Genomic DNA, 20,973 nt, shown 5'->3' with positions numbered 1-20,973 from the left:
TTGTAAATGACAGGTCGAAGAATTGTAGTTGCGCTTGGTGGAAATGCGATTTTAACTAAAGACGCGAGTGCTGCGGCCCAACAAGCAGCACTTCGACAAACCGCTCAATCGCTGGTGCAATTTGTTCAGCAAGGCGATGAATTGGTTATTTCCCACGGAAATGGTCCACAAGTTGGTAATTTATTGCTTCAACAGGCCAGCGGTGCCACGCTACAAAATCCGGCAATGCCGATTGATACAGCGGTGGCCATGACTCAAGGAAGTATCGGTTATTGGTTGCAAAATGCAATGGATGAAGCTTTGAGCGAACTTGGCCTAAAAAGAGCAGTCGCAACTGTGGTGACGCAAGTGGAAGTTGACAGAAACGACCCCGCCTTTACGGATCCCTCTAAGCCAATCGGACCTTTCTATGATGCCAATGAAGTCGCTAGTCAACGCGCTAAACACCGTGAACAAACATTTGTGGAAGACGCCGGCCGAGGATTTCGGCGAGTCGTGCCCTCACCACGTCCGATAAATGTGGTGGAAGCTTCAGTGATTGATCAACTTGTTACCAATCAAGTGATTCCGATTGCCGTTGGTGGCGGTGGCGTGCCCGTTGTGCGCGAAAAGCAGGGTTATGTCGGCCGAGAAGCCGTGATTGACAAAGATTTTGCTTCGGAAAAATTGGCTGAGCTAATTCATGCAGACTTATTAATTGTGTTGACGGCAGTTGATAACGTCTATGTGAACTTTAATCAACCTAATCAACGACAATTAACGGAGGTCACGGTAGCCCAGTGTCAGCGCTATATCGCTCAAAATCAATTTGCACGGGGTTCAATGCTACCTAAGATTCAAGCTGCGATTGATTTTGTAAATCATAGTCACGGCCGAGCAGTCATTACCTCATTAAAAAATATCCCTAATTTTTTAAAAAGTGGTGCTGGTACGATCATTACCCAGGCAAAAGTTCAGTAATGTTGTGGGCAGCCGGAAAGCTAATGATGATGATTGAGCCATAAGTCAAGGACCCCTATTTCCCAATTGGGAGGTAGGGGACTTTGTCTTACGTAAATTATTGGTTACATAAAATTATCGTGTGAACTTAAACTAGGGACTTTTTTTAGTGAGAGTTCGAGTATTGTTAAAAACATAGAAAGTGGGGGTAGTTGTTAATGAGTCAAAAATTGAGTAAGCCAAGAATGGTGGCGGAATTTGAACCACAACGAGATTTGTATATGATCTGGCCAGAGCGACCAGATAACTGGCGTGATGGTGCCAAGCCGGCACAAGCGGCGTTTGCGGAATTAGCAAACTTATTAGTTGGCTTCGAACCAGTCACGATGTTTGTATCGACACGACAATATCTTAACGCGCGCAAGCGATTGGCGCATCAAATTCGCGTATTGGAATTAAGCAGCGATGATGTATTTATTAAGGATACTGGACCGATTTATACGGAAATTGCAGGCCAGCTGCAGGCCGTCAATTTTGATTTTAATGCTTGGGGTGGTTTACTGGATGGCCTGTATTTTCCCTGGGATCAAGACCGGTTAATTGGTCAAAAAATGGCCGAATTGAATCGAATTCCTTATACGATCGACCATGATTTAGTGGTTGAAGGTTGTAGCATTTTAACTGATGGCGAGGGAACCTTGATTAGCACTGAGGATGTGCTGTTGTCTGAAGGGCGTAATCCGGGGCGGACGCGATTGGAGATCGAGGGCGCATTTAAGCAGATCCTTGGCATTCAAAAAGTCATTTGGTTAAAACATGGCTATTTTTTGGATGAAACTAATGGTGCGATCGATAACATGGTGAATTTTATTCGTCCCAGTGAAGTTGTTTTAACATGGACAAATAATTCTGCAGATCCGATGTATGAAACAGTCCGAGAAGCCGAAGCGATTCTAGCAAACACCACCGATGCAAAGGGACGTTCCTTGAAAATTCATTATTTGTTGATGCCCAATATTCAAAGCATTCGACAGCAGGAAGCTAGCGGTATTGATCCGATCAATGGGTTGTTGCCAAGGACAGATGGCCAACGATTGACGGCAAGCTATGTGAACTTTGTCACGTTGAATCACGCCATCATCGTTCCTCAATTTGGTGACCCGCAAGATTCAGTTGCACTGACAAAGATGAAGCAATTGTGTCCAGACAAGGAGGTTGTACCTTTCCCAGCTCGAGAAATGATTTTAGGTGGTGGTAACATTCACACGATTGTTCACACCCGCCCTAATATGAATGGATTGGGGGCTCGTTTATGAATTTTTTTGAAATTGTCGACGAACACATACAAAATTTGACCAGTAATGAACGCAAGCTATTTGACTACTTGGTGACAAACATGAATGACATTAAGAATATGTCAATTCGGGAGACGTCAGCGAAGTGTTTTGTCTCAACAGCAACGTTTCTTCGCTTTGTGCGTAAAATTGGTTTTTCTGGCTACAGTGAACTTATCACGGTCTTGAAATACACAACGCGAGAGGGCGCTTCCACTGATAGTGAACAATCCGATCAATTTGTGGTTGAACAAAGCGATTATCGGGAAGCTTACCTAAAGAATATTGTCGAGACAGTTCACGTTATCCGGCCGGAAGTCCTCCATCAGTTAACGGCCAAATTAGCACGTGCTGATACACTATTTATTTTTGCGACAGGTACGAGCAAGAGTGCGGCCCAGTATATTGCGAATCTTTATCGGATGTCAGGTTTTAATGTTAATTTTCCTGAAGATCGATTATATCGGCGAGCGGCGATTAGCCATATTTCGGCCGCGGATTTAGTGCTTGTTATTGATTATAGTGGTGAACATTCAGAGTTTATTGAACTTATTTCAACGTTGCTTGAGCATTCAGACCGCCGTGCCCTAATTTTGTCAATTACGCGGGCGGATAATAATCCAGTTCAAAATCTTAGTGATGTCAATCTATATACGTTTGTTGATGAAGTGCAGTCTCCTCAAGGATTAGAGATCGGTTCACGTGTCGCTGCCATTGTAATTATGGAATTGCTATTGTATCAGTGGCTAGAAGATCAGCAATAATTAGAGATTAGGTGGCTGATTAAACCAATAAACACCGATGAATCGGCGATCCCGGTTCATCGGTGTTTATTAATTGGACTTCTTTTAAACGATTAATTTGTATTCCTATTTGCATGGTGATAAAACGTCAAAGCAATGCCGGCAAAGAAGATCGGTCCGATAATGGTCCAAAAAGCTGTGTAATAATCATGAGTTAACATTGGTTGGATAACGGTGAAGATGATGCCCGCTAAGACTGTGATCCAAGTAATCGCAGACACCGTCCAAGTGATACTTGGCTTTTTGTAAACAACAAACGGTCGTTGTAAATCGTGACGGCGCTTGAAGAATGGGAAAGCGCCAACTAAAAATAGGTAAGGGAAGGCTGATGAAATATTCTCCATATCAGTTAGCACAGTGTAAAAAGATTGAGCACTATTGCCGCCAAAGGCCACCGCTAGAATAACGACACAGACAATCAGAGCTTGCATCCACATTGCGAATGCCGGCACTTGAAATCGATTAAGACGGGTGACACGTTTTGGCCAAAATTTGTCAGGCGTGCCCATAATAAATGATTTTAAGGGGGAGTAAACCAACACAAAGAAGGCTCCGGTATCTGATAAGAATTCTTCAATGCCGATCAAACGACCGAACCAGTTACCTAAACTGGTTGCTCCCGCGCTCGATAAATGTAGCGCATGTCCTAAGCTGGCCCCTAAATTGTTCATCAAAACGTAGAGCACGTTACCCAAGTCGGTTGACTTATTACCTAAAACACTGTGCCAATTGGCACTAATGCCCCACATGAAAATACCGATTGAATAGATAAACAACATCAGGAAGGTAGAAATCAGCATGGCTCTGGGGAACGTTTTTTCAGGGTTTTTAACATTATCGATAACCCCGCCCATCGTTTCCATACCGCCATAGGCAAAAATCGCGTAAACAACAAATGACATTAATGCGATTGGTGAAGTGAACTGTGGGTTCGGCGAGTGAATTAAATTCATGCTGGTAACTGGTTGGGCCAGGCGCCCGCCATTGATTAGTAAGAGAAGCAAACTGGTTAGCATGAAAAATGCTGTAATCAGTAAGGAGATTGCACCACCGAAGGCCGCAAACCTGGCAATCTGATTGATGCCATGGGTGGAGAAAAAGGTGACCACAACCATCCACAAAACGGCTAATATCCCAATGGTTTCGGTGGAATTTAGCCCTAGGAGGTGCCATTGTTGGGTGGTGTCATGGCCTGAAATTGCAGTAGCGAAAGGGATCCAAATCTTTGATCCTTCAGAGACTAACCATACGATCCACCCGGAAAGCCAGATAAACGTACCCGTAAAAGCGAGTCGTTCCCCAATTGATTCGGCCAACCACGAATAAATTCCACCATGAGCGGCCTTAAAAGTCGCGCCATATTCAGCAAACATCAAGACACTAGGTAAGAAAAATAAAATAGCGGCTAGTATATACCACATGATGGCGGCATAACCCATTTGATCGTAAGCAACCGTTGTATTCCCGATACCATAGATCGCGGTAAAAACCATTAAGACTAAGCCAGTTAAATTGATGTTTCGTTGTTCAAGAAACTCTTCCTCCAAGTTTCGTCAGCTCCAATTCTTTAAAATAACAGTATCTGCAAGTTTATGCGTATTGATCTAGCTTCAAAGCCTAACATATAACTAACCTTGTAATACTAGCACACTTATGACATTTCGGAATTGAAAAATAAGGTAATTTTCTTGGAACTTTATTCATTTAGACGAGGACTAGTTGTTGGAATTTGACTTGCGATCTAAATCAAGTTGACGGGCTAATTAAAAAAATCCTTATGGCTGTGATGCAAACTGTCATTTGAAAAACATCTTAAGGAAACCTTTAATTATTAAGTTTTCGGTCTTTTATAGGTTAAAGTTCGTTTATTGCGGATTATTAGCTTCGCAGGCTTTGGTATTTTCGGAAAATGATTAAAATTACCTCCATCCATCATTCAAATTTGTTAACAAATAACATTTAACGATCAAATACGAACATTAATTGAATTATAGTTACTAGAGGCTCACCCAATCATTTATACTGAACGAGTAACAGACATACCTGAGAGGAGCACCACCAATGACTTTATGGATGAACTCAATGCTACATGGTAAGACTTTTAATTTGAGAACCGATCAATTTGCCCAGGAATTATGGGCACAGCATCAGGTTTTTACCGGATATAAGCTTGATTTAGCGACAACGATTTTGTTGCAACCGGTCGAATTGGATACGCACCGGTACACATTGGTAATTGATTGGTGCAAGGGCGCATTTTTAACTCAGGCCAGTGCGGTGGGACTGATGAAGCAGGTGACTGAACAGCATCCCACGATGACGAGTCTATATATGCGTTTGGCCCATTTATATGCTGGCAATCAAGCTTATCTGCCGTTTGTCCATGGACATTTTGGTCTAGTCCCGCTTGGCGGCCCAAGCGATTGGCGAACTGGATGGGTGAGCTTTTACAATCTGATTGCGCTGGAGGACCAAGGAAATGCCGTCGCCTTAGTGTTTGACAACAGCTTGAAGTTATTATTGTCGACAACGCTTTACTTTATTCGTAGTCGGTTAGCAGATGCCATGCAAATTGTCCAAATCCAAAAGGATTATCTAAGTACGATGATGGCCGAATCTGGCTTTGAAGTTGCTCGGCCGCGATTGGAGAATTCGTTGACCAATGTGATTAACTTTCATCCAGAATTGGTGGTAACCGATCCCAAAGACTTTCATGATATGGCGATTGAAACATTAATGGTTGCCGCCGTTGAAGATTATATGCTAACGGGGTATGCGGATGCATTGCAGTTGACACCAGCTGAACTAACCGACGAAATTAAAACATTTATTTATGGCCATGGCCGGCGGATCATGCCCAAGGCCCGCCACTTTATGGCTCACGGTCAGGCACCCACTGAACCGCGGTCGGTCGAAAAGCTTGAAGCCTTGATTTGGAAAAATGTTCCAGGATTTAAAGAAGCTTCACGAACTTATGCAGTTCAAAAGCAGGGGCAATGGCTACGGACTGATGAACAACGAACGCTTGTTGAATCGGCAATAACCACGTATCCTAAAGAAAAGGCGTTTACGGGTGGTGAGAGCAACGAATTTAACGATACAACTTCAATTTAATGAACATGGGCAGCGTTTTCGTGTGTTGTCAGACACAGGTCTGATTTTAGGGCAAAGTCGGAGCCATTTTTGGTCTAGCCTTTGGAATGGTTTCTTGGGGTGGCTGATAACAACACCGACCCATTATGAGCTCACTATTGATGGTCAAACGCTATTGATCGAGTCAAAAAGGCGATTTATGGGGGCGCGCTATCGCTTATCAATCAATCAACAACCTGTCGCGGTGGTCGCGACACGGACAGTCAGTTATCGGAGCACAGACCAGATTAATGTTCGCCACGAGAATTTACAGTTAACTACAGGGTTAGGACGGGCTCAATATGTACTTCGAAATGGAGCCAAGACTGTGCTGATAATTCGCCAGCAAGCTGATAATGCGGATCATTATATGCTTGAAATTGGCGACGGCTTTGGGGCATTGACCGGAATTGGCGTTGCAATCGGTATTTTGGTGGGACATGGGAAATGATGGCCTGCATGAAATCGTCTAAACTTGGTACGTTTCGCTCTATTAGGTTGTTATTTTAGAACTACCTTTTTATATGGATGGAAACTTTGGTTGTTGCTATATGAGGAGAAAAAGAATGGATATGAAAACGATTATTAACCAGCTAAAGTTGACGCCGCATCCTGAGGGCGGCTGGTTTAAAGAAGTTGGTCATAGTTCAATTAAGCAACTGGACGAGATTGCCCAAGCACAACGCTATCAATACACTAGTATTTACTTTTTGTTGAGTCATAGTTCGCCATCACATTTTCATCAACTTAAGCATGATGAGTTATGGTTCTTTCACGATGGAGCGGCAGTGACGATTCACTGTTTAATGCCAGATCATTCATATCAAAAAATCGTGTTAGGATCTGATTTAGATGCTGGACAAGTCCTACAAGCTACCGTTCGCGCTGGCGTCATTTTCGGCTCAGAGGTGTCAGATCACGCTGAATTTGGTTTGGTTAGCTGTGTGGTTGCACCAGGATTTGATTATCAGGATTTTAAACTCTTTACAAAAGCTGAACTGAACGCTGTTTATCCCCAAGTTACCTCTGTCATTGATCGTTTGGCCTACGCAACACTTCCGGATTGATTGATAATTAATGCAAAACGTCGTACCTTCATCCGATGGATGAGGGTACGACGTTTTTGCATTTACATGCATCATGTCATTATGATCTAACGATGCTGGGTCTGGTTTACATTTTATATTGAGGTCAATGATTAACGTGCTAAGGGACCATACAGCATAAGATCCGCTTACCCTAAAATTACTGACTACACTGTAAATTTAGCGACTATCGTTGGGTTTAAATGATGAGCAGTGCTTGATTATTGAGCGGTGTAGCCGCCATCAACGACGAATTCGGAGCCAGTCGCGAATTTAGATTCGTCAGAGGCAAGATAGACACAAATATTTGCGATATCATCTGGTTCACCAATGTGGCCAACTGGTGTTAATTTAGTTTGGGCTTCTTCCATTCCAGGCTGTGCTTCGACTAATGGTGTTTTGATATAGCCGGGGTGCACAGTGTTGACGCGAACGCCATAACCTTGTTTAGCTGCGTAGAGGGCAGCTGATTTACTGAACAAACGTACACCACCCTTGGAGGCATTATAAGCGGCTAAGAGTGGATCGCCGATGAATCCTTCGATGGAAGACATATTGATGATCGACCCACCGTGATCTTTCATGGCGATCATCGCATATTTAGTTCCATAGAACACGCCATCTAGATTAATGCCAAGCAGTTGATGCCATTCTTCACTAGTTGTGTGTTCAACGTCTTTGGCAATGGCAATCCCAGCGTTGTTCACGATTACGTCCAGTTTGCCGTATTTAGCAACGGTGTCATCGATAACTTGTTTAAAGCGATCTTCATTAGAAGCGTCTTGTTGCATGTAAGTCGCGTTGTCACCACCGGCTAATTGTGCGATTGCTTGTTCACCATCGTTTTCATTGCGTGATGTGATCACAACTTTGGCACCTTCGCGAAGAAAAGCCGCCGCAGTGGCTAATCCAATTCCCTTAGTTCCACCAGTAATAATTGCGACCTTGTCAGTTAAACGTCCTGCCATAATGATAGCCTCCTTGAATTTACTTTATGAACTCCTTTCATTCTCGCACAGTTGTCACCTAAAGTGAATAGATGCACAAGATCGAAACGAAACTGGTACTCAGTTTGTGCGACTGGGCAAGGGTCGGTCTTTTTGCGAGAAAAAGTTAAATAGGCCTTGCTTACTTTTTGTAAGTTGTATATAGTAATACCAGAGCTATTGCTCAACTACTTAATTGAAATCACTTGGAGGCATTTGAGATGAAGGAAGATTTACTCAACTTAATGAAGCAACGTCGGACAATTTACACGCTAGGAAAGGACGTCAACTTTTCCGAAGCTGAATTGAATCAGTTAATCACTGACGTTGTTAAAGAAGCGCCTTCAGCGTTTAACAGTCAAACAACTCGAGTGGTCTTTACTTATGGTCAGGCTCACGAAAAAGTGTGGGATATGACTCTGGCTGAGTTAAAGAAGGTTACACCAGCAGAAGCATTTGGTAACACTGAGGCTAAAGTGAACGGTGCTTTTAAAGCTGGTTTTGGCACAATGTTGTGGTATACGGACATGGACAAGGTCAAGGAATTAGAGGAAGGCTTTCCATTGTATGCGGAGAATTTCTATGACTGGTCTGAACAGCATATTGGTAACGCTCAGTTTGCCGCTTGGACGGCTTTAGCTGAAAATGGTTTGGGCGCTTCGTTGCAGCATTATAATCCGCTTATCGACGAGGCTGTGAAAGCTGAATTCGATATTCCGGATAACTGGCGGTTACGTGGTGAGATGCCATTCGGTTCTGTTGAATCAACACCTGATGACAAGGATTACATTGATGATGGCATCCGCTTTAAGAGTTTTAACTAATTGATTGAAAAAACACCACAGACAAGATCTGAGGTGTTTTTTTAGTGATCTACAAGAAGATTATATTTGCACTGACAATATATTTCAGTGATTTGCGACAGCGTTATCCAACTGGCATGGTCAAAAAGGTTAATGAGTTTAGCGATAATTTAGGGGAGACTAGCGACCACTCGTCTTGATTGAGCATTGAAAAACCTCGTAACCTGGTAGGCACTATGTTAGAACAAGATGAGTGGTCTGTCACAGGAACGATTAATCGGCTTTGTTAACGGGGTATATGGTTCACTTTGAAACCGCGTTAAATCGGTGAAATGCATCTTTGATCAGTGATGAAGTTATGCTTATTTCGGTTAAAATCAAAGCTGTTATTAAAATTGGTATAGCTAATTGATAAAGTTTGTAAAATGTTTTACGAACTACTAGATTGGTGTATGACAGGACAAACGCGAAAGTTGTTCACAACTTAAAATTAAAAAAATCGTCTTTTTTTCTATTTGGTATATTCACAACATGAAAAAATGGTTATAATAAAGCCATTAAGAGAATTACGATTGAATGATGCAGGACTGGAAGGCGAAAGGACACCATGGCAAAAATTTTATTTGTTGGCGCCGCACAATCATTAACCGCGACTGTCATTGAAGCTTTTGCAAATGCACATCCGTCAGCTGATATTCGGTTGACTACCGATCGACCACATGCGTTAAAAGCGGGCTTTACGGACCGTTTTGAAGTGTTAGTGGGCGAACCTGATGACCCATTTTTTATGGTTGAAGCGACCGCGGGAGTTTCGCACGTCTATTTTGGTGCTGACGTGATTCGTAGTAACTGGGTGAAAGCTTTCGTCTGGGCTGTCAGTCATTACAGGCGTGAAATTGAACAGGTCGTGCTATCGACGGCGAACCTAAAGGCGTTGGATCGACGACTTTGTAACTTGCCAGTGGACTATTTTGAATTACTGGAACCATTGCGGCGGCAACATTTAGACTTCCAGTTTGTCCGGGAAATTGGCTTTAACACGAAGACCGATTTGCTTGCTGAAATTATCGATAATCAATCACAAATTTTACGTATTGGCTTACAGTCGAATACGTGGCCACAATTGATGGATCGGCTACTGACGAACCGAGCGTCTGCTTGGTCGGGCCAAATCGCCAATTAGGCGGCTTCACCTAGGAAATAGAAAACGACCACCCAACTAACTTTGGGTGGTCGCTATTTTTTACTTCAATTTAAAATCATTCGCCAATGCGAGCAAACTGCAAGCTGAGCAGCGTCGTAGCCAATGAGCGTTCAAAGCGAGAGTTTTCTGACTGAACGCGAGCAGGGACAATCACAGTACGATCTTCCTTAACGACGGGCTTACTCTTAAACAGTTGCCGAAGTTTGGCAGTAATCAAGTTGCGGTGAGCTTCAGTTTCCATAAGACGCGACCTCCATTAAAAATTAACTCCTAATAAATAACATTATTTATTGGGTGGGTCAAGCGCTGAACACCATTAAAGTCAAAACAGGTCAAAGTCTTTAAAAAAGTGGATAATCAGCGGTAATTGACTGTATTTATTGTGCACAATTTTTATTAATTTGTCGACTTTTTGATCTTGTGATTGCCGATAGGGGCAGGGGTTCATCGGTGTGGAAGGCGTCAGGAATTGTTGTCCACCTAACCAACCAGTTATCAACAGACTTATAATGACAAACAATTTTCGCAGTCGTTTTCGCATAAAAGCTGCCTTTCTGCCTAAATAACCAAAAAAGGTCGCGCTAATTGAACAATTGCTGTTGATCATAGCGCGACAAAGCAGGCCCGACCGATGGAAACTTGGTCGGGCCTGCTCACGGGGTGAATTGGTTAGCGATTAAGTAACTAGTTATTTGCGACGATTGGTGCCGGTTCTGCGTCAAAAATTGGTGTATTAGTTGTCTCGACGTATTGGGCCGAAAGGGCCTTGGTATATTGTTGAATGCCTTTTTTATCAGTGATTAATTGAGCGTCAATCATGTCTTGCATGGCTGCTCGAACTACTTCCTGGCTCAAATTTTGATTAACATTGCGAATGGTCAAATGCACGTTTTTACCGGCGGCAGTGGTGAATTTTAAACTAAGATTTTTCATCTAGCTTACGCTCCTTTTTATGAGAATGAGAGGGATTAGCGGTTATCCAGCAACGGCTTCTTTCTTAATCAGTGTGGTGTCACTTAAGGTGTCGGTAGTTAAACTAGCGATTGCCTGGCCAAATTTCATTAGTTGTTCAGTCGTTGCGCTTTCCACCACGTTGGGATAGGTTCGTTTAACGGGAAGCAAGTGACCGTCACCAATGAATTCGAATTGAACGGAACTAGTAAGCCATTTATCTGACATGAAGTTAGTCTCCTTTGGACTGTTTTAGTTTTGTAAGGGTGGCCACGCTTACAGTAATAGTAACGAAATGAAAAGTCAGATTGTAAAGATAACTTTTAGCAAAATGGCCAAAAAAAGCACTACCTCTTCAAATCGTGAAAAGGTAGTGCTTAATGGTCTAGTATTAGGCTTCAGTAGACGCCTTTTTTGTGGCCTGACGCTTCTTAACGGCAGGCTTAGCGTTGGTACTGGTCATGATTAATTCGGGTAGAATCAATGGATGTCGTTCAGTTTTCTCATAGAGAAAACTTTGCAAATCATCAATAATCGCAGTCCGAATTGAGGCTTCCGTGGCATTACCATCCTTCATCGCACGACGGATAGTTCTGAACACGCGCCGCCGGCCCTCATTGATCATGTCGCCGGATTCTCTCATGTAGACAAAACCGCGACTAAGTAGGTCTGGACCGGCTTGAATCTCTTTATTCTTTAAATCAATCGTGGCAACGACCACAACGAGACCTTCTTCAGACAGCATCTGCCGATCGTGTAAGACGACGTTGCCAATATCCCCAACACCGTTACCATCAACGTAGACGTCACCAGCATTGAAATGACCGGCAATTCGAGCTGAATCAGCCGTTAAGGCCAGCACATCTCCATTTTCCATGATAAACGAATGGTCATCCGGGACATCACAAAGCTCAGCCAATTGTGTATGGATTTTCTGCATCCGATACTCACCATGAATTGGCATGAAATACTTGGGCTTAATTAACCGTAACATTAACTCTTGATCAACTTGGCCACCATGTCCAGAAGTATGGATGTTGTTAACGGCACCATGAATGACCTCAGCGCCGGCCTCTTCCAATTCGTTAATGACGCGGTTCACACTCGTCGTATTCCCAGGGATTGGATTACTGGAAAAGATGACCGTGTCATTCGGTTGGATGGAAATTTGTCGGTGAGTACCGTTGGCAATCCGTGAAAGGGCAGCCATCGGTTCACCCTGAGAGCCTGTACATAGAATCAAAGTTTCATTGGCCGGTAAGTTTCGGAGTTCTGAAGCGTCAACTAAAATATCATCAGGAATATTCAAATAACCCAGCTCGCGACCATTGACAATGGCAGCTTCCATTGAACGACCAAACACAGCAATTTTACGATGGTGTTGGATCGCCGCCTCAGCAGCTTGCTCAATTCGGGAAATATTTGAAGCAAAGGTCGCAAAGATGATTCGACCGTCGATTTTATCAAATAATTTGTGGATTGATTGACTGACCCAGCGTTCAGACTTAGTGAACTCAGGACGTTCAGCGTTGGTTGAATCTGATAATAAGGCAAGCACGCCTTCTTCGCCGAGTTTCGCCATCCGCTGTAGGTTAGGTGAGGGCGTGTTAATCGGGGTGAGATCGAACTTAAAGTCACCCGTTTGCACAATGGTTCCAGAAGGTGTCTTTACCGCGACTCCTAGCGTATCTGGAATACTATGGGTGGTTCGGAAGAACGACACACTTGTTTTACGAAATTTCAGCACGGTGTCTTCATTGATTTCGTGCAATTCAGTCGTTTGTAAGAGGCCATGTTCTTCTAATTTGTTCTTGATTAAGGCCATTGGTAGTGGACCAGCATAAATTGGCACATGGATCTGCTGTAATAGGAAAGGAATCCCACCAATGTGATCCTCGTGACCATGGGTAATAACGAGGGCCTTAATTTTGCTTTCATTTTGTTTCAAGTACGAATAGTCCGGAATGACGTAATCAATTCCCAGCAATTCGTCTTCGGGGAACTTAATGCCGGCATCAATTACAATGATTTCGTCTTGAAACTGAACGCCATACGTGTTTTTACCAATTTCACCCAAACCACCGACGGCGTAAACGGCAGTTTCATTGTTTTTTAAATTGAGTTTCGCCATGGACTAAAACTCCGTGAGTTTGTAGTTGGCGCCTTGTTGTTCATAGTCTAAGGCGTTACCTTCAAGCGCTTCGATGGATTCCACGTTGTAGTCTGTGTGGGCCTCCACGGCACTCATAGCAGCGGCCTCATTTTCAGCATCCAAATATAATGAGTGGGTGTCCTCACGTTTAGGGTTCCGAATTTTAGAATCTTGATAATAAACTTTAAAAATCATCGTAAAATCTCCTCTATAAATAAATAAAAAAATAAATGGTTATTTTTGGTGCATCAAGAACCAGACTAGCAAGCGTGAGTTACTAGTCCAATGTTGATATAAGGTTTTCTCCCGAACATGGTTGTGAAATCACAACATTTGCGTTCTATATTAACATAGCCCGTAACTGATGTACACTAACTGGACCGGTGATAACAACGGAATGGCCAGTGTTTGTGATAGAATATGAATAGGAAAGTGGGTGGCAACTTTGACATTATTGGTGACGATAATTATTGGATTGGTCTTAGCTTACTTGGTATATCACTACATTCATCGATTGATTATTCGTCGAGCAACGGCGATTGTCAGAAATGACGCTCAACAGGTGACTGATCAGGCCATGCGAAATGTGTTGAAGCAACTTGTTAGTGAAGGCTGGTTAGCTAGTGATCAGCAGACGTTTACAAAGTCTGAGACAGTTGCTGACGTCTGGGGACGTGGCGTGATGGACTTTGAATACGAACTGCCAGACGGTGAGCTAACCGCTGCACAATTGCCTAACTTGCGCCGGCCGGTCAATAATGCACTCGGCGAATATGCCTTAGCAAACCACATTAAACGAGTCAAAACAGATCAACCAACTTTTGTTGTCACTGATTTATGGTTGTTTGAACAGCGTTTGCATATTGATATTGCCTATTTAGTTAATGAAGCGACGATCGAATACGTCCAGGATTTACGCAAACTCAATGCCTCTCAAGTAGACTCATCGCAAAGCACTAATCGAGCTGAATAATTAGGAGATTTCCGATGCTCTCGGTGTGAAGCGATCAAGTCTATCGACAAAGGCAGAAGAGAAGTGTTGGTAGAATTATGAAGCGCCATTAATTAGTGTGGCTAGATTAACGCGACGAGCAAAAATTACAATTCCTAAATCGAATGAGAACACATTAAAAGTTGGAATGTCCGATCTGAATTGGGTGGCAAACTGAAGCTAAGGGGACTGGGAAAAACGGCCTTGTTTGTTAGCAAAATTGGTGGATTGTATAAACGTCAAATGTATCGTGATGCAAATTTGATTGATTTAACGTAAAAGTAGCTTGGCAAACAAATTTTTGTTTGCCAAGCTACTTTTATAGTAGATGAAGTTATTTTCCAATGATCAAGAATCGACATTGTTTCATTAAAGTTTAGCTAGTTAGCCAATCAATAAAGTGCCATCTTCAGCGTCGAAGGGTTCAGCTTGATTGATGTGGTCATAAAATAAAACACCATGGAGATGATCAATTTCATGCTGGCACACAATGGCAGGATAATCTTTTAAACGAATTTTGTGTTCATTACCATCGAGGTCCTGGTAACGCAACGTAATGCGGTCAGCGTGGGGAACATAGCCAGGATGCTCATCATCAACGGATAAACAGCCTTCACCTTCTGTCAACGCCGCTTGTTGAACGGATTGACTGACGATAACTGGGTTAATGATGACTTCTTTGAATATTGGATTATCGCGAGCAGTCTTGGCAGCTTCGGCAATTGACGCTTGATCATCAGGATCTTCGGGCTCGACGGCAGATGGGACCAAGACGGCCGCCATTTGAAGAGACACATCAACTTGAGGAGCAGCTAGCCCGACACCCGCACGTAGTTGATATTTTTCAGCTTGTTCCGGGTCTTGGCTCACCTCTAAATATTCCATCATGTCAGCAGCTAGCTGACGATTTTCATCATTAAGCGGGAAGGCCACCTTTTCCGCGTATTTCCGTAAGGTCGGATTACCGTCTCGAATAATATCTTCCATTAAAATCACGCGCAAGTGCCTCCTAAATTATAATTCGGTCAAAATGTTTTTTGGGTCGTAAACGAATTAAGTTGAACTTTCATTACTGATCGTCAAAGCATTCCAAATGGTTTTAACTGACCGTAAACTTGTTTCACTCATTGATTTTAGTGTACCATACGCAATCAGGTCATCCAAGGGTAGCCTTAGCGGCGGTTGAGGTTTGACGATTTTTTAGTCTTAGTATAATACCCAGGCCTACCTGCAGAACAAGCAAGTTTTAGACGACAAATATAGTGAATGTTTAAACAATAAGTCGAAATCACGATGATTGTCACGCCGTTTTCAGCGACCATGCATTGAAGCTTGTGAATATTGAAAGTGGGATGAAAATAGCAATTTTGGACAAAGGGATCAATAGAGGAACTCGTGACTGGTCGGTTGCAAGGGACTTGCTATACAGTTGTTAAGGATACTGTTCAAAAACTTCACAAGTTTTTGAAGACAAGAGAAAGGGCTTGTGACCTATTTAACAATTTTGAAAACCCTTGCATTGCGATTCTGTAACGCGTTACAATAAGTCGTGAAAGATGAAAGCGCATACATTTGTTGACTGAATTTATTAGACAGTGAACGAGTGTCAGCTGTCATCAAGAAATAGAAAGGAATGTGTGCATTATGGCAAACAACGATTCATCTAAGCCAATTGTAGACTTCGCTGCGATCAAGAATAACTTAGGCAGTGACTACAAACCGGTGCAAGTTTTAGACGGTTCTGCCAAAGTTGTAAATCAAGAGGTCTTCAATAGTTTTAGTGATGACCAACTGGTTGATTTTATGAAGAAGATGGTTTGGGAACGTGCATTGCATGAACAAACGATGAACTTCTCTCGTCAAGGACGGTTAGGATTCTATGCGCCAACTGCTGGTGAAGAAGCCAGTGAAATGGGGAGTGTTTCCGCCTTTGAACCACAAGATTTCCTATTCCCTGCTTACCGAGACTTACCACAGTTAATTCAGCATGGTAGTTCGGTTGAAAAAGGATACCTTTGGTCACGTGGTCACGTTTTAGGCAACATTTATGATGAAAAGTATCGTGCATGGATGCCACAAATCATCATTGGCGCCCAATACGTTGAAGCCGCCGGTGCCGCTTTAGGAATTAAGAAGAACGGTGAAAAGAACGTTGCGTTCGTTTATACCGGTGACGGTGGGACTTCGCAAGGGGACACCTATGAAGGTTTGAACTTCGCTGGTGCTTTCCAAGCACCATTGGTTGCCTTTGTTCAAAACAATGGATTCGCCATTTCTGTTCCTCGTGAGAAGCAGACTGCTGCCAAGACACTCGCTCAAAAAGCGGTCGCTGCCGGAATTCCATCTGTTCAAGTTGATGGGATGGACATTCTTGCCGTTTACGCTGTTTCCAAGGCTGCTCGTGACTTTGCTGCTGCTGGCAATGGTCCTGTCTTAATTGAAACATTAACTTATCGTTATGGCGCTCACAGTTCTGCTGGTGACGATCCTTCGCGTTACCGGACTAAAGAAGAAGAGAAGCCATGGCATGATATTGACCCATTAATTCGTTTACGAAAAGTTTTAGCTGATAAAGGTCTTTGGTCTGATCAGCAAGAAAGTGACTACACGGATCAATGCAAGGCTGACTTCAAAGCAGCATTGAAGGCTGCTGATGGTGAACCAAAACAAACTAATGTTGAATTATTGAAGAACACGTTCGAAGTACCAACTCCGAACATTGCGGCACAAATTGCCGAATTTGAAGCAAAGGAGTCGAAGTAATCATGGCTACGAAAACTTATATTCAAGCGATTACTGACGGACTTGATCAGGTCTTAAGTGACGATGACAAGACGTTAATCTTCGGTGAAGATGTCGGTAAAAACGGTGGTGTTTTCCGTACCACTCAAGGGTTACAAGACAAATATGGTGAAGATCGGGTCTTCGACACACCATTAGCTGAATCAGGTATTTTAGGCTTGGCAATGGGATTAGCGGCCACTGGCTGGCGGCCATTACCTGAAATCCAATTTATGGGCTTTACATTTGAAGCAGTCGACTCGATTGCCGGACAAATGGCACGGACACGGTTCCGTTTTGGTAACACGAAGAATATGCCAATCACCATTCGGACCCCATTTGGTGGTGGGACTCACACGGCTGAAATGCATGCCGACAACTTGGAGAATTTCTTCACTGGCGTACCAGGTTTACGGGTAGTTACACCTTCTAACCCATATGATGCTAAGGGACTTGTGATCTCAGCTGTTGAAAACAATGACCCTGTCTTGTTCATGGAAAACCTGAAATTGTATCGTTCAATGAAGGCCGATGTTCCAGATGACAAGTACACGGTTCCATTGGATACAGCTAAAGTTGTGCGTGAAGGGACAGACATTACAGTTGTTGCTTATAGTTCTGAAGTTAACGAAGCGCTTAAAGTAGCAGACAAGTTGGCTGATGAAAATATTTCTGTTGAAGTCATCGACTTAGTTTCCCTATCACCAATCGACACAGCCACTATCTTCAAGTCAATCGACAAGACACACCATGTTGTCGTTGTTCAAGAAGCACAACGCATGGCTGGGGTTGGCGCCACAGTTGTTTCCGATATTGCTGAAGATGACATTCTTTCATTGGATGCGCCAATTGGCCGCGTAGCTGCGCCAGACAGTGTTTACCCATTTGCCTTAGCTGAAGACGACTGGATTCCTGATGCCGCTGAAATTGAGGCGAAGGTTCGCGAAATTTTGACTTACTAAACGCGCGGCTACGCTAAATAGCCAACGATTGTCCGGAACACTCCGGAAATTCGATGAAAGGAAGATACTCCATGTCCTACAAATTCAAAATGCCAGAACTTGGTGAAGGAATGGCAGAAGGCGAAATTGCCGCTTGGGATGTTAAAGAAGGCGACAAGATTGCTGAAGATGACACCTTAGTTGAAATTCAAAATGACAAGTCTGTCTCTGAATTACCATCACCAGTGTCTGGGACGGTTAAAAAGATTTTTATGCAAGCAGGTGAAACAGCCAAAATCGGTGATACGTTAGTTGAAATCGATGATGGTTCTGCTGATACCGGTGATGATGAGGCTGCTGCGCCAGCAGCAGAGGCCGCACCAGCAGCAGAGGCCGCACCAGCGCCGGCTCCTGAAGCCGCACCAGCGCCAGCCGATGCACCAGCGCCCGCTGCGACAGCTAGTGCTAATCCTGTGTTAAGCGATCCTAATAAGCTCGTACTTGCGATGCCATCTGTTCGCCAATACGCTCGTGATAACGGTGTCGATATTACGGTTGTGGCACCATCAGGCAAGCATGGCCAAGTGACTAAAGCTGACGTTGATGCTGCTAAGAACGGCGCTGCACCAGCAGCTGCCCCTGCACCAGCTGCCCCAGGTGCACCAACTGCTGATACTGCTGCTGCGCCAATCAAGCCATACGTTTCTGCGACACCCGAATTAGAAACACGTGAACCAATGTCCATGACGCGTAAGGCAATTGCTAAAGCAATGGTTACTTCTAAGCACACTGCGCCACACGTTACGTCATTTGACGACGTTGACGTTACTGCATTGATGGCTAACCGTAAGAAGTACAAAGCTGCTGCCGCTGATCGCGATATTCACTTAACTTTCTTGCCGTACATTGCTAAAGCTTTGGTTGCGGTCTTAAAAGATTTCCCAACGTTAAATGCATCAATTGATGACAGTACGCAAGAAATCGTTTACAAGCACTATTACAACATCGGAATTGCGACCGATACTGACCACGGCTTGTACGTACCAAACGTTAAGAACGCTGACGCTAAGGGTATGTTTGCCATTGCCAAGGAAATCACTGAAAATACTCAGAAAGCGCAAGATAACAAGTTGTCTGCTGCTGAAATGAGCGGTGGCTCCATTACAATTAGTAACGTTGGTTCAATCGGTGGCGGCTGGTTCACACCAGTTATTAACTACCCAGAAGTTGCTATCTTGGGTGTTGGTAAAATCGCAAAAGAACCAATTGTCAACGAAGATGGTGAAATCGTCGTTGGTAATATGTTGAAGCTGTCCTTGAGTTACGACCACCGTTTGATCGATGGTGCAACTGCACAACGGGCTTTGAACGAATTGAAGGCCTTGTTGCACGACCCAGACATGCTTTTGATGGAGGGATGATTGAATAATGGCTGATGTTGAACAAAAGGAAACAGTAATCATTGGTGCGGGCCCTGGTGGGTACGTTGCCGCAATTCGGGCCGCTGAACTAGGTCAACAAGTCACGGTCATTGAACAATCTGAAACCCTTGGTGGGGTGTGTTTAAACGTTGGCTGTGTGCCATCGAAAGCCTTGATTCAAGCCGGTCACCGTTTGCAAGAAGCAAAAGATGCTTCAACTTACGGGATTACGACGGCTGACGCTAAGATTGACTTCAGTAAGACGCAAACTTGGAAGCAAACTAAGGTCGTTGACCGGATGACTAGTGGTGTTGCCATGCTGCTTAAGAAACACAAGGTTGAAGTCATTCGTGGTGAAGCAACGATGGATTCTGATACACAATTGCGGGTCATTGCACCGGGTCCAAAGCAATTCATGAGCCGTGATACTGGTCGGACAATTGCCTTTAAAGACCTCATCATTGCCTCTGGTTCGCGACCAGTAGAAATTCCTAACTTTAAATTCGAAGGCCGGGTCGTTGACTCAACTGGTGGCTTGAACTTACCAGAAATTCCTAAAGAATTAGTCGTTATCGGTGGTGGTTATGTGGGAACTGAATTGGCTGGTGCTTATGCCAACTTAGGTGCTCACGTGACTATCTTAGAAGGAACCCCATCCATCTTGCCTAACTTCGAAAAAGACATGGTTTCCCTTGTCTTGAAGAATTTGAAGGCACACAAGGTCGATGTTGTGACCAGTGCGATGGCGAAGAAGTCTGAACAAGATGACACTTCTGTGACTGTTACCTATGAAGTTGACGGCAAACCGCAAACATTGAAGGCCGACTACTGCATGGTGACGGTTGGAAGAAAGCCGAACACAGACAATTTGGGACTAGAGTTTACTGACATTAAGTTAGATAAACGTGGTTTCATTGAGGTCGATGACCAAGGTCGAACGGCTTCACCGCATATCTATGCAGTCGGCGACATTGTCAACAATGGTCCAGCATTGGCCCACAAAGCTTTCTTCAATGGCAAAGTTGCCGCTGGTGCGATTGCTGGTCATCACACAGCTAACGACTATGTCAGTGTTCCTGCTGTATGTTTTGCTGATCCAGAGTTAGCTACGGTTGGTTACACGCAGGCAGAAGCTAAAGAAGCGGGCTTGGAAGTATCTACCGCGAAGTTCCCATTCGCTGGTAACGCTCGGGCCGTTTCGATGGACGAAGCAGATGGTTTTGTTCGCTTAGTGACAACCAAAGACGACAACACAATTGTTGGTGCACAAGTCGTTGGTCCAGATGCGAGTGACTTAGTTGCTGAACTTAGCTTGGCGGTCAACTCACACATGAACGCCGAGGATGTTGCCTTGACGATTCACCCACATCCAACGTTGAGTGAACCAATTCAAGAAGCTGCAGACATTGCGATCGGTTTCCCAACCCATATCTAACATTAAGTGCATGTG

At 43.8% G+C, this 20,973-nt stretch carries 21 protein-coding genes; 13 read left to right on the top strand and 8 right to left on the bottom strand.

The genetic code is table 11. From position 1 onward, the window contains the following. Window positions 1-6: 6 nt before the first annotated feature. The 3 genes from arcC (at window position 7) to ACKTR2_RS02585 (ending at window position 3,037) form a co-directional block, all read left to right on the top strand. Window positions 7-960 carry a carbamate kinase gene (arcC, locus tag ACKTR2_RS02595; RefSeq protein ID WP_407882468.1) on the top strand — a complete coding sequence of 318 codons (954 nt, stop codon included), beginning with the start codon at window positions 7-9 and terminating at the stop codon, window positions 958-960. A 197-nt stretch (window positions 961-1,157) separates the two neighbouring features. Beyond that, window positions 1,158-2,255 (top strand): agmatine deiminase, encoded by a 1,098-nt coding sequence (aguA, locus tag ACKTR2_RS02590; protein ID WP_407882467.1) that lies wholly within the window; start codon window positions 1,158-1,160, stop codon window positions 2,253-2,255. Further along, a complete protein-coding gene (locus ACKTR2_RS02585) occupies window positions 2,252-3,037 on the top strand; it encodes a MurR/RpiR family transcriptional regulator (RefSeq protein WP_407882466.1) in 786 nt (261 codons plus the stop codon). The genes aguA and ACKTR2_RS02585 overlap by 4 nt, the downstream gene beginning before the upstream one ends. A gap of 92 nt (window positions 3,038-3,129) precedes the next feature. Here ACKTR2_RS02585 and yjeM read toward each other — a convergent pair whose 3' ends face one another. Then, window positions 3,130-4,623 carry a glutamate/gamma-aminobutyrate family transporter YjeM gene (gene yjeM / locus ACKTR2_RS02580; protein ID WP_407882465.1) on the bottom strand — a complete coding sequence of 498 codons (1,494 nt, stop codon included), beginning with the start codon at window positions 4,621-4,623 and terminating at the stop codon, window positions 3,130-3,132. A gap of 514 nt (window positions 4,624-5,137) precedes the next feature. Between yjeM and ACKTR2_RS02575 the strand changes: the two genes are divergently transcribed. The 3 genes from ACKTR2_RS02575 (at window position 5,138) to ACKTR2_RS02565 (ending at window position 7,275) form a co-directional block, all read left to right on the top strand. Beyond that, window positions 5,138-6,190, top strand: coding sequence for a hypothetical protein (locus ACKTR2_RS02575; RefSeq protein WP_407882464.1), 1,053 nt, complete (start codon window positions 5,138-5,140; stop codon window positions 6,188-6,190). Further along, window positions 6,153-6,659: a hypothetical protein gene (locus tag ACKTR2_RS02570; protein ID WP_407882463.1), complete on the top strand. Its 507-nt coding sequence runs from the start codon at window positions 6,153-6,155 to the stop codon at window positions 6,657-6,659. Before ACKTR2_RS02575 ends, ACKTR2_RS02570 begins: the two co-directional genes overlap by 38 nt. Before the next feature lie 115 nt (window positions 6,660-6,774). Next, on the top strand, window positions 6,775-7,275 hold the full coding sequence (locus tag ACKTR2_RS02565; protein WP_407882462.1) for a cupin domain-containing protein: 501 nt from the start codon (window positions 6,775-6,777) through the stop codon (window positions 7,273-7,275). 239 nt (window positions 7,276-7,514) lie between these two features. Here the strand turns inward: ACKTR2_RS02565 and ACKTR2_RS02560 are convergent, their stop codons facing one another. Continuing rightward, a complete protein-coding gene (locus tag ACKTR2_RS02560; RefSeq protein WP_407882461.1) occupies window positions 7,515-8,261 on the bottom strand; it encodes a glucose 1-dehydrogenase in 747 nt (248 codons plus the stop codon). A gap of 239 nt (window positions 8,262-8,500) precedes the next feature. On the opposite strand from ACKTR2_RS02560, the gene ACKTR2_RS02555 reads away from it, so the two are divergent. Together ACKTR2_RS02555 and ACKTR2_RS02550 are read left to right on the top strand one after the other, a co-directional pair. Then, entirely contained in the window at window positions 8,501-9,103 is a 603-nt protein-coding gene (locus tag ACKTR2_RS02555) for a nitroreductase family protein (protein WP_407882460.1), read from the top strand. A gap of 586 nt (window positions 9,104-9,689) precedes the next feature. Then, window positions 9,690-10,265, top strand: coding sequence for a hypothetical protein (locus ACKTR2_RS02550; protein WP_407882459.1), 576 nt, complete (start codon window positions 9,690-9,692; stop codon window positions 10,263-10,265). 76 nt (window positions 10,266-10,341) lie between these two features. Here ACKTR2_RS02550 and ACKTR2_RS02545 read toward each other — a convergent pair whose 3' ends face one another. The 5 genes from ACKTR2_RS02545 to ACKTR2_RS02525 all read right to left on the bottom strand — a co-directional run bounded on the left by ACKTR2_RS02545 (window position 10,342) and on the right by ACKTR2_RS02525 (window position 13,584). Next, complete coding sequence (locus ACKTR2_RS02545) at window positions 10,342-10,527, bottom strand: hypothetical protein (protein WP_407882458.1); 186 nt, start codon at window positions 10,525-10,527, stop codon at window positions 10,342-10,344. A 443-nt stretch (window positions 10,528-10,970) separates the two neighbouring features. Beyond that, window positions 10,971-11,219, bottom strand: coding sequence for a DUF2922 domain-containing protein (locus ACKTR2_RS02540; RefSeq protein WP_407882457.1), 249 nt, complete (start codon window positions 11,217-11,219; stop codon window positions 10,971-10,973). A gap of 42 nt (window positions 11,220-11,261) precedes the next feature. Further along, window positions 11,262-11,465, bottom strand: a complete 204-nt coding sequence (locus ACKTR2_RS02535) for a DUF1659 domain-containing protein (RefSeq protein WP_407882456.1) — start codon at window positions 11,463-11,465, stop codon at window positions 11,262-11,264. A gap of 163 nt (window positions 11,466-11,628) precedes the next feature. Then, window positions 11,629-13,368 (bottom strand): ribonuclease J1, encoded by a 1,740-nt coding sequence (rnjA, locus tag ACKTR2_RS02530; RefSeq protein WP_407882455.1) that lies wholly within the window; start codon window positions 13,366-13,368, stop codon window positions 11,629-11,631. A gap of 3 nt (window positions 13,369-13,371) precedes the next feature. Then, window positions 13,372-13,584, bottom strand: a complete 213-nt coding sequence (locus ACKTR2_RS02525; protein WP_407882454.1) for a DNA-directed RNA polymerase subunit epsilon — start codon at window positions 13,582-13,584, stop codon at window positions 13,372-13,374. Window positions 13,585-13,825: 241 nt separating this feature from the next. On the opposite strand from ACKTR2_RS02525, the gene ACKTR2_RS02520 reads away from it, so the two are divergent. Further along, entirely contained in the window at window positions 13,826-14,362 is a 537-nt protein-coding gene (locus tag ACKTR2_RS02520) for a hypothetical protein (RefSeq protein ID WP_407882453.1), read from the top strand. Window positions 14,363-14,764: 402 nt separating this feature from the next. Here the strand turns inward: ACKTR2_RS02520 and def are convergent, their stop codons facing one another. Then, complete coding sequence (def, locus tag ACKTR2_RS02515) at window positions 14,765-15,376, bottom strand: peptide deformylase (RefSeq protein WP_407882452.1); 612 nt, start codon at window positions 15,374-15,376, stop codon at window positions 14,765-14,767. Between the two features lie 648 nt (window positions 15,377-16,024). Between def and pdhA the strand changes: the two genes are divergently transcribed. The 4 genes from pdhA to lpdA all read left to right on the top strand — a co-directional run bounded on the left by pdhA (window position 16,025) and on the right by lpdA (window position 20,958). Beyond that, window positions 16,025-17,143 carry a pyruvate dehydrogenase (acetyl-transferring) E1 component subunit alpha gene (gene pdhA / locus ACKTR2_RS02510; RefSeq protein ID WP_407882451.1) on the top strand — a complete coding sequence of 373 codons (1,119 nt, stop codon included), beginning with the start codon at window positions 16,025-16,027 and terminating at the stop codon, window positions 17,141-17,143. 2 nt (window positions 17,144-17,145) lie between these two features. Beyond that, a complete protein-coding gene (locus tag ACKTR2_RS02505; protein ID WP_407882450.1) occupies window positions 17,146-18,123 on the top strand; it encodes an alpha-ketoacid dehydrogenase subunit beta in 978 nt (325 codons plus the stop codon). Between the two features lie 71 nt (window positions 18,124-18,194). Then, window positions 18,195-19,523, top strand: a complete 1,329-nt coding sequence (locus tag ACKTR2_RS02500; protein WP_407882449.1) for a 2-oxo acid dehydrogenase subunit E2 — start codon at window positions 18,195-18,197, stop codon at window positions 19,521-19,523. Between the two features lie 7 nt (window positions 19,524-19,530). After that, complete coding sequence (lpdA, locus tag ACKTR2_RS02495; protein WP_407882448.1) at window positions 19,531-20,958, top strand: dihydrolipoyl dehydrogenase; 1,428 nt, start codon at window positions 19,531-19,533, stop codon at window positions 20,956-20,958. The last annotated feature ends 15 nt before the right edge of the window (window positions 20,959-20,973 follow it).

Origin of the sequence: Furfurilactobacillus curtus (assembly GCF_045862785.1) — a bacterium.
Classification (GTDB): domain Bacteria; phylum Bacillota; class Bacilli; order Lactobacillales; family Lactobacillaceae; genus Furfurilactobacillus; species Furfurilactobacillus curtus.
The sequence above is the reverse complement of the archived record's forward strand: the minus strand, read 5'-3'. Positions and strand labels throughout refer to the sequence as shown.

What these genes read in the sequence shown, in the direction of transcription:
- arcC (WP_407882468.1), top strand. Translation starts at nt 7, where the DNA reads ATGACAGGTCGAAGAATTGTAGTTGCGCTTGGTGGAAATGCGATTTTA.
- aguA (WP_407882467.1), top strand. Translation starts at nt 1,158, where the DNA reads ATGAGTCAAAAATTGAGTAAGCCAAGAATGGTGGCGGAATTTGAACCA.
- ACKTR2_RS02585 (WP_407882466.1), top strand. Translation starts at nt 2,252, where the DNA reads ATGAATTTTTTTGAAATTGTCGACGAACACATACAAAATTTGACCAGT.
- ACKTR2_RS02575 (WP_407882464.1), top strand. Translation starts at nt 5,138, where the DNA reads ATGACTTTATGGATGAACTCAATGCTACATGGTAAGACTTTTAATTTG.
- ACKTR2_RS02565 (WP_407882462.1), top strand. Translation starts at nt 6,775, where the DNA reads ATGGATATGAAAACGATTATTAACCAGCTAAAGTTGACGCCGCATCCT.
- ACKTR2_RS02560 (WP_407882461.1), bottom strand. Translation starts at nt 8,261, where the DNA reads ATGGCAGGACGTTTAACTGACAAGGTCGCAATTATTACTGGTGGAACT.
- ACKTR2_RS02555 (WP_407882460.1), top strand. Translation starts at nt 8,501, where the DNA reads ATGAAGGAAGATTTACTCAACTTAATGAAGCAACGTCGGACAATTTAC.
- ACKTR2_RS02550 (WP_407882459.1), top strand. Translation starts at nt 9,690, where the DNA reads ATGGCAAAAATTTTATTTGTTGGCGCCGCACAATCATTAACCGCGACT.
- ACKTR2_RS02545 (WP_407882458.1), bottom strand. Translation starts at nt 10,527, where the DNA reads ATGGAAACTGAAGCTCACCGCAACTTGATTACTGCCAAACTTCGGCAA.
- ACKTR2_RS02540 (WP_407882457.1), bottom strand. Translation starts at nt 11,219, where the DNA reads ATGAAAAATCTTAGTTTAAAATTCACCACTGCCGCCGGTAAAAACGTG.
- ACKTR2_RS02535 (WP_407882456.1), bottom strand. Translation starts at nt 11,465, where the DNA reads ATGTCAGATAAATGGCTTACTAGTTCCGTTCAATTCGAATTCATTGGT.
- rnjA (WP_407882455.1), bottom strand. Translation starts at nt 13,368, where the DNA reads ATGGCGAAACTCAATTTAAAAAACAATGAAACTGCCGTTTACGCCGTC.
- ACKTR2_RS02525 (WP_407882454.1), bottom strand. Translation starts at nt 13,584, where the DNA reads ATGATTTTTAAAGTTTATTATCAAGATTCTAAAATTCGGAACCCTAAA.
- pdhA (WP_407882451.1), top strand. Translation starts at nt 16,025, where the DNA reads ATGGCAAACAACGATTCATCTAAGCCAATTGTAGACTTCGCTGCGATC.
- ACKTR2_RS02505 (WP_407882450.1), top strand. Translation starts at nt 17,146, where the DNA reads ATGGCTACGAAAACTTATATTCAAGCGATTACTGACGGACTTGATCAG.
- ACKTR2_RS02500 (WP_407882449.1), top strand. Translation starts at nt 18,195, where the DNA reads ATGTCCTACAAATTCAAAATGCCAGAACTTGGTGAAGGAATGGCAGAA.
- lpdA (WP_407882448.1), top strand. Translation starts at nt 19,531, where the DNA reads ATGGCTGATGTTGAACAAAAGGAAACAGTAATCATTGGTGCGGGCCCT.